The sequence below is a fragment of the Borrelia persica No12 genome, from assembly GCF_000500045.1.
Taxonomy (GTDB): Bacteria; Spirochaetota; Spirochaetia; order Borreliales; family Borreliaceae; genus Borrelia; species Borrelia persica.
The window spans coordinates 1-243 of sequence record NZ_AYOT01000189.1 but is presented as its reverse complement, the minus strand read 5'-3'; the positions used below and the strand labels follow the sequence as shown (position 1 = coordinate 243).

At 25.5% G+C, this 243-nt stretch carries 1 protein-coding gene; it reads left to right on the top strand.

Annotation, left to right across the window (positions count from 1 at the left end; translation table 11 throughout):
* A partial coding sequence (locus U881_RS12855; RefSeq protein WP_200861717.1) for a variable large family protein occupies positions 1–136 on the top strand: 136 nt, incomplete at its 5' end.
* Positions 137–243 lie beyond the last annotated feature (107 nt).

Below are 243 nucleotides of genomic sequence, written 5' to 3'. Positions count from 1 at the left end.
TAAGGCATTAGATACATTAACTGTAGCAATAAGAAAAACAGTTGATGCAGGACTTAAAACAGTAAAAGAAGCAATTAAAATAAATGCAAATGATACTCCTGTAACTTTTGATAAGAACACATCTGAAGGAAAATAATTGGATAGAAAATAAATAATTAAGTAAAATGAAAAGAAGTAGATAAAAACAAAAGGAAAACAACTCTTATAAAAAAGATGTGTTTTCCTTAAATAATTTATAGGGGT